A 6,260-nucleotide genomic window follows, 5' to 3' on the forward strand; every position below is an offset into this window, starting at 1 on the left:
TAGCTGCGGGTTGCGCGTCGCCCAGCCGTGATAGGCCAGGCCGCAATAGAGAAGTGCCGTCAAGGCATACAGTACAATGGCCATTTGCACAGTTTACCTTAGCGCCCCGTCCCGGTGGCGCCCCGCTTGAGCCGGGCCCCGAGCCGGCCTCAAGCCTCGATAAAGCCCTATCCCCCGGACTTCTGCCATGCTGGACAATCTCACTCAACGCCTGGCGCGGGTCGTCAAGACCATGCGCGGCGAGGCTCGCCTGACCGAAGCCAATACCGCCGAAATGCTGCGCGAAGTGCGCCTGGCCATGCTCGAAGCCGACGTGGCCTTGCCGGTCGTGCGCGAATTCATCGCCCGCGTCAAGGAAAAGGCGCTGGGCGAGGATGTGGTGTCCAGCCTCACGCCCGGCCAGGCGCTGGTGGGCGTGGTGCAGCGCGAGCTGACCGCTGTCATCGGCGGCGAGGAAAGCCTCTCGGCCGACAACAAGGCGGGCGAGCTCAACCTGGCGGTGCAGCCGCCGGCCATCATCCTGATGGCCGGCCTGCAGGGCGCAGGCAAGACCACCACCGTCGGCAAGCTGGCCAAGTGGCTCAAGGAAAACAAGAAGAAGAAAGTGCTGACGGTATCGTGCGACGTCTACCGTCCCGCCGCCATCGCCCAGCTCAAGACCGTGTCCGAGCAGGTCGGCGCCGACTTCTTCCCCTCCCAGCCCGACCAGAACCCGGTCGACATCGCCCGCGCGGCGGTGGACTGGGCCAGGAAGCACTACCACGACGTGCTGATCGTCGATACCGCGGGCCGCCTGGGTATCGACGAGGCGATGATGAAGGAAATCGCCGCCCTGCACGCCGAGCTCAAGCCGGCCGAAACCCTGTTCGTGGTCGACGCCATGCTGGGCCAGGACGCGGTCAACACCGCGCGCGCCTTCAATGACGCGCTGCCGCTGACCGGCGTGGTGCTGACCAAGCTGGACGGCGATGCGCGCGGCGGCGCCGCGCTGTCGGTGCGCCACATCACCGGCCGCCCGATCAAGTTCGTCGGCGTTGGCGAAAAACTGGACGGCCTCGAGCCCTTCTACCCCGACCGCATGGCCCAGCGCATCCTGGGCATGGGCGACATCCTCGCACTGGTCGAGGAAGCCCAGCGCGGCGTGGACATGGAAGCCGCCGAGAAGCTGGCCAAGAAGATCAAGAAGACCGGCGGCTTCGACCTCGAGGACTTCAAGAGCCAGATCGGCCAGATGAAGAAGATGGGCGGCCTGGGCAGCCTGGTCGACAAGCTGCCGGCGCAGTTCGCCCAGCAAGCCCAGGGTGCCAATATGGACGTGGCGGAAAAGCAGGTGCGCCGCATGGAAGGCATCATCAACAGCATGACCGCCGAGGAGCGCGCCAAACCCGAGCTGATCAAGGCCAGCCGCAAGCGCCGCATCGCCACCGGCGCCGGCGTGCCGGTGCAGGAAGTCAACCGCCTGCTCAACCAGTTCGACCAGATGCAGAGCATGATGAAAAAGCTCAAGGGCGGCGGCATGATGAAGATGATGCGCTCGATGGGCGCGATGAAGGGCGGCATGAAGGGACTCTTCAACCGCTAAGCCATCCGGCGCGGCGATGCCCGCTTGCGGGCGCCGCGCCACTTGCAAAAGACAAAGACAGCGATAGAGACAGGATCCACATCATGATGACCGCCGAACAGGCCCGCGAACTCTGGGCCAACTCCGAGGAAATCGTCAGCGCCGAGGCCGTCCAGGCATCCCTGGACCGCATGGCGGGCGAAATCACGGAAAAAATGGGCGACACATTCCCGCTGGTGCTGTCGGTGATGGGCGGCGCGGTCGTCTTCACCGGCATGCTGCTGCCCAAGCTGGCGTTTCCGCTCGAATTCGACTACATCCACCTCTCGCGCTACAACAACAAGACGGTGGGTGGCGAGATGCAGTGGCGCGTGGCGCCGCGCGAGTCGGTCAAGGGCCGCACGGTGCTGGTGCTGGACGACATCCTCGACGAAGGCGAAACCATGGCCGCGATCCGCCAGCGCATCATGGACATGGGCGCCACCAACGTCTACGCCGCCGTGCTGTGCGAGAAAGTGCTGCAGAAGGCCAAGCCCATGCACCCGGACTTCTGCGGCTTCACCGTGCCCGAGCGCTATGTCTTCGGTTGCGGCATGGACGCGCACGGTTACTGGCGCAACCTGCCCGCCATCAGGGCCTTGCGCTGAGGATCGGCCACAGCGAGGCCAGCAGCAACAGCGCCATCGCCACGTTGAACAGGCGCAGCACGCGCGGCTGCGCCAGCCAGCGCCGCATGGCCGAGCCGAACACGGCCCACATCGCCACGCTGGGCAGGTTGATCACGGCGAACAGGCCGGACAGCAGCAACACATTCAGCCAGACATTGCCGTGCAGCACGTAGGTGCTGCATGCGCCCACCGCCATCACCCACGCCTTCGGGTTGACCCACTGGAACGCCGCGGCCGCCACGAATCCCATCGGCTTGCCGACCTCCTGCTCCTGCAGGCCGCCTGACGTCGCCAGCTTCCAGGCCAGCCAGGCGAGATAGACTGCCGCCACCACGCGCAGCACCTGCCAGGTCCACGGGAAAGCGTGGAACAGCGATCCCAGGCCCAGCCCCACCACCGCCACCATCAGGCCGAAGCCGATGCTGATGCCCAGCACATGCGGCACGGTGCGGGCAAAGCCGAAGTTCACGCCCGAGGCCAGCACCATGGTGTTGTTGGGTCCCGGGGTGATCGACGACACCAGGGCAAACGCGCAAAAGGCGGCGAACACGCCGGATCCGGCGACAAGCTGGGGCACTACCATGACTGACTCCATCGAAAGCGGACTTGAATGGAACCAGTCTAGCCAGATCGAACAGTACGGTACCGGTACAGTTCACCTGAAAACTAGCGGTACGCCTGTCAGGCGCGAGGCCAGCGGTATCATGGCTTTGCCCCCTGCAGCGCATTGACCGCCACCACCAGGGCGATCCCCCACAGCACCAGCCCCGTCACCCGCTCCACGCCGCGCACCGAGCGGGCGAAGCGCGCCCTCACCGGCGGCAGGCGCACGCCCCACGCCACCAGCATGTCCCAGCCAAAGACCATGGCGAACATCCAGAGGCCGTAGCCGGCCTGGGCCACGAATGGCGTGCGGCTGCCGGCCAGCACGGAGAACAGGCTGGCGTAGAACAGCAAATTCTTCGGATTGAGCACGGCCGACAGGAAACCGGTGGCGAGCTGCGCCGCGTAGCTGCCGCCTTTACCGCGCCCGCCGCGCGCCGGCTGGCTGCCCGCCTCCGGCAGCACGGTCTCGCCACTGGCCGACAGCAGGCGCCAGCCCAGCCAGGCCAGGTAGAGGCAGCCGCCCCACTGCAGCAGCGTGAATACGCCCTGGCTGGTGCGCGTGGCGGCCAGTCCCGCCATGGCCAGGCAGATAAACACGCCATTGCCCAGGGCAATGCCCAGGCAGACCGCGCTGGCGCGGCCCACACCGTGCACCAGCGCGCTGCGCACCACCAGGAAGAAATCGGGCCCCGGGCTGAGCAGCGCGAGAAAGTGCGCGCCCGCCACCATGGCGAATTGGCCGAAGCCGGAGTCGACGGGTAAATCCATGCCTGTCCCTTTTTCCTTTCGTGAAGAGCAGGAAGTGTGGGCTGCCAGGCAGGGGCGCGTATTGGAGAAAATTGCGCGGCACGGGCACCGCGGCGCGCGCGGGGCCGGCGCGGGCCGGCTCAGCGGGGCCGGCGCTGGTAGTGGCGCGGCGTGAGCGCGACGCGCTGCTTGAATGCGCGCTGGAAATGGCTCTGGTCGGAGAAGCCCAGCTCCTGGGCGATTTCCGCCGGCGCCGCGCCCGCGCGCAGCAGCCGGCGCGCCTGGTTGATGCGCAGGTCGAGCTGGTAGGCATGTGGCGTCATGCCCGTCTCGGCCCGGAAAGCCCGGATCAGCTGGTAGCGGCTCAAGCCGACGCTGCGCGCCATGTCGGCCAGCGGCAGCGCTTCGGCGTGGCGCTCGCGCAACAGCGCCACCAGGCGGGCCAGGCTGGCCTGGCCGCAGGCGGGCGGGCGCGGCAGGCGGACGGTCTGGCGCGGGTCGATGCCGCCCAACAGCACCCCGACGAAGCCGGCCAGCGCGGCCTCCTTGCGCGCCGCCGGTGCCGCGGAGAACAACATCTGGTTGAGCCGGCACAGGGCCGCGTAACTGTCCGCCGCGCTGGTGATGCGCACCCGTGCCAGTGCCTGCGGCAGCGCCGGCGCCGCGCCGTTCGCCGCCAGCACCGCCTCGACCCATGCCGGGTCGAGATGCAGCATCTGGTAGCTCCAGCGCCCGTCCGGCACCGGGTTGCAGGCATGCACCTGGCCGGCCGGGATCACCACCACGTCGCCGCGCGACAGCCGCACCGGCCCGGCTTCCGTGCTGAACAGGCTGTGGCCGCTATCGATGGCGCCGATCGACAGCGTGGGATGGGTGTGAGGCAGGTAGGCGGCGCCGCTGTCGCAGGCGCAACGGCTTTCGACATAGGGCATGGCCGGGTCGAACCAGTAGCGGGCCGGCTGCGCCGCATCTGCGGCGCTTCGGCCACGACGATCGTCTGGCGCGCCCATCACTCGCTCCGGTAGGGACGCTCGCGCAGCCACTTGGTAGCGATCCACTTCTCGCCGGCCTCGACCGGCAGGCCGGCGTGCAGCGTGCGCTCGTCCAGCGTTCCGTCGGACTTGCGATAGCTGAAATAGACCGCATTGCCCTTGACCGGCGCCACCTCGAGGCCGAGCTTGGGGAAAGCGGTGGCGCCGCCGGCCGGCGGACTGTTCAGGTAGATCACCAGGGTGGCGATGCGCTGCCCCCCCACCTTGAGCTGGCGCGCTTCGCCAGGCCGCTGGGGATTGAAGTAGTCGTAATGCGCCTGGTACTCGCCGCCGGGCTTGTAGTTGAGGATCTGCAGGCCTTCGCCGCGTTCCGCGGGGATCCCCGTGACCGAGGCGATGCACGCCTCGAGACGCTCGATCAGCGGGTGTTCGCCGACCTGGAACATCGCGCCCAGGCTGGTGCGCGCCTCGATCAGGTTTTCATCGCCGGTATCGGGATTGATCACCGGCGAGCGCACCAGCCGGCCACGCGCCAGCGCGACAAGGGCATCGCACTCGGCATCGGTGAACAATTGCTGGAACAGCACGATGCGCGGCGCGGCGAGCCGGAACAGGATGGGAATATCGCGCCCCGCGTGACGCACCGCGTTGCGGCCGGCGGGGGCGATGGCATGGCCGTGGCCGCCCGGGCGATCGCCGGGGTTGCTGGACGAGGAGGACGAGGGGGACGAGGGCTTGCCGATGCCCCGGTCCGCAGCCAGTTCGGCCTCCCGCTCCGCCGCCCCTTTCATCTCTTTCGCCGCCCCTTTTGCGCCATGACCCGCCGCGGCGGCCACTGCCGCGGCGACGGTGGCCTGCGCGAAGGCCCGATCGTAGCCCGACTGGCACATCGACTGCACCAGCGCCTCGCCGTCGAAGCCCTGCGCGAGGTGGCGCCGCAGCCAGTGCTCCAGGTCCGCCGAGGAACTGGTATAGCCAGCCTTGCCGGGGGTGCCGGGGATGCCGCTCATGACGGATTGGCCAAGCGCTGCGGCGAGAACGGGTTGCGCTCCGGCGCCTCGGGCGGCAGCGCGCGGCCGCGGGTGGTGGTGCCGGCTTCGGGGTCGCCGGCCACGGTGACGGCGGCTTCGGAGAATTGCCAGCGCTTCCAGGCCGCCAGCACCGCATTGGGATAATCGGGACGGCCCCGGCTGCCGTTGTAGCGGCCCAGCGCCAGGAACAGGTCGCCCTGCTCGCGGTCCAGGTAGTGGCGAAGGATGGTGCAGCCGTAACGCAGGTTGCTCTGCAGGTGGAAGAGCTTGCGGGCGTCGCCGTCGCCGATGCTGCGCGCCCAGAACGGCATCACCTGCATCAGCCCGCGGGCGCCGGCCGAGCTGATCGCGTACTTGCGGAAATTGCTCTCGACCTGCACCAGCCCTAGCACCAGCGCCGGTTCCAGCCCGGCGCGCTTGGCTTCGTAGTAGGCGGTCTCGATCAGTTCGATGCGCACCTGCGGCTCGGGGATGCGCCCGGCAAGCCGGTGCGACATTTCCCCGAGCCACTTGATATAGGCCAGCTGGTCTCCCGTGGAAGCGAAGACCGGGCGCACCGGCCGGCTATCGGCAATTGCAGCGGCAAGCGCGCCGCGCACCGAGTCGGCCAGGTCTTCTTCCTTCTGGGCCCCGGCGTAGGCGGCAGAGCTCAGCA

At 68.4% G+C, this 6,260-nt stretch carries 7 protein-coding genes; 2 read left to right on the plus strand and 5 right to left on the minus strand.

Features of this window, described 5'->3' with window-relative positions; translation table 11 throughout:
• Window positions 1-187 precede the first annotated feature (187 nt).
• Window positions 188-1,582, plus strand: a complete 1,395-nt coding sequence (gene ffh, locus P3W85_RS38355; protein ID WP_276268636.1) for a signal recognition particle protein — start codon at window positions 188-190, stop codon at window positions 1,580-1,582.
• 83 nt (window positions 1,583-1,665) lie between these two features.
• Window positions 1,666-2,208: a hypoxanthine-guanine phosphoribosyltransferase gene (locus P3W85_RS38360; RefSeq protein WP_017224402.1), complete on the plus strand. Its 543-nt coding sequence runs from the start codon at window positions 1,666-1,668 to the stop codon at window positions 2,206-2,208.
• Here the strand turns inward: P3W85_RS38360 and P3W85_RS38365 are convergent.
• The 5 genes from P3W85_RS38365 to P3W85_RS38385 all read right to left on the minus strand — a co-directional run bounded on the left by P3W85_RS38365 (window position 2,192) and on the right by P3W85_RS38385 (window position 6,258).
• Complete coding sequence (locus P3W85_RS38365) at window positions 2,192-2,812, minus strand: LysE family translocator (RefSeq protein ID WP_017224401.1); 621 nt, start codon at window positions 2,810-2,812, stop codon at window positions 2,192-2,194. The genes P3W85_RS38360 and P3W85_RS38365 overlap by 17 nt on opposite strands.
• A gap of 119 nt (window positions 2,813-2,931) precedes the next feature.
• Window positions 2,932-3,603 carry a LysE family translocator gene (locus tag P3W85_RS38370; RefSeq protein WP_276268637.1) on the minus strand — a complete coding sequence of 224 codons (672 nt, stop codon included), beginning with the start codon at window positions 3,601-3,603 and terminating at the stop codon, window positions 2,932-2,934.
• A gap of 119 nt (window positions 3,604-3,722) precedes the next feature.
• A complete protein-coding gene (locus P3W85_RS38375; RefSeq protein ID WP_276268638.1) occupies window positions 3,723-4,592 on the minus strand; it encodes an AraC family transcriptional regulator in 870 nt (289 codons plus the stop codon).
• A complete protein-coding gene (locus P3W85_RS38380) occupies window positions 4,592-5,584 on the minus strand; it encodes a 2OG-Fe(II) oxygenase (RefSeq protein ID WP_276268639.1) in 993 nt (330 codons plus the stop codon). The genes P3W85_RS38375 and P3W85_RS38380 overlap by 1 nt, the downstream gene beginning before the upstream one ends.
• The gene (locus P3W85_RS38385) at window positions 5,581-6,258 is read right to left on the minus strand and encodes a lytic transglycosylase domain-containing protein (protein ID WP_276268640.1); all 678 of its coding nucleotides are present in this window, start codon (window positions 6,256-6,258) and stop codon (window positions 5,581-5,583) included. Before P3W85_RS38385 ends, P3W85_RS38380 begins: the two co-directional genes overlap by 4 nt.
• Window positions 6,259-6,260: the final 2 nt, after the last annotated feature.

Origin of the sequence: Cupriavidus basilensis, assembly GCF_029335485.1 — a bacterium.
Taxonomy (GTDB): domain Bacteria; phylum Pseudomonadota; class Gammaproteobacteria; order Burkholderiales; family Burkholderiaceae; genus Cupriavidus; species Cupriavidus basilensis_E.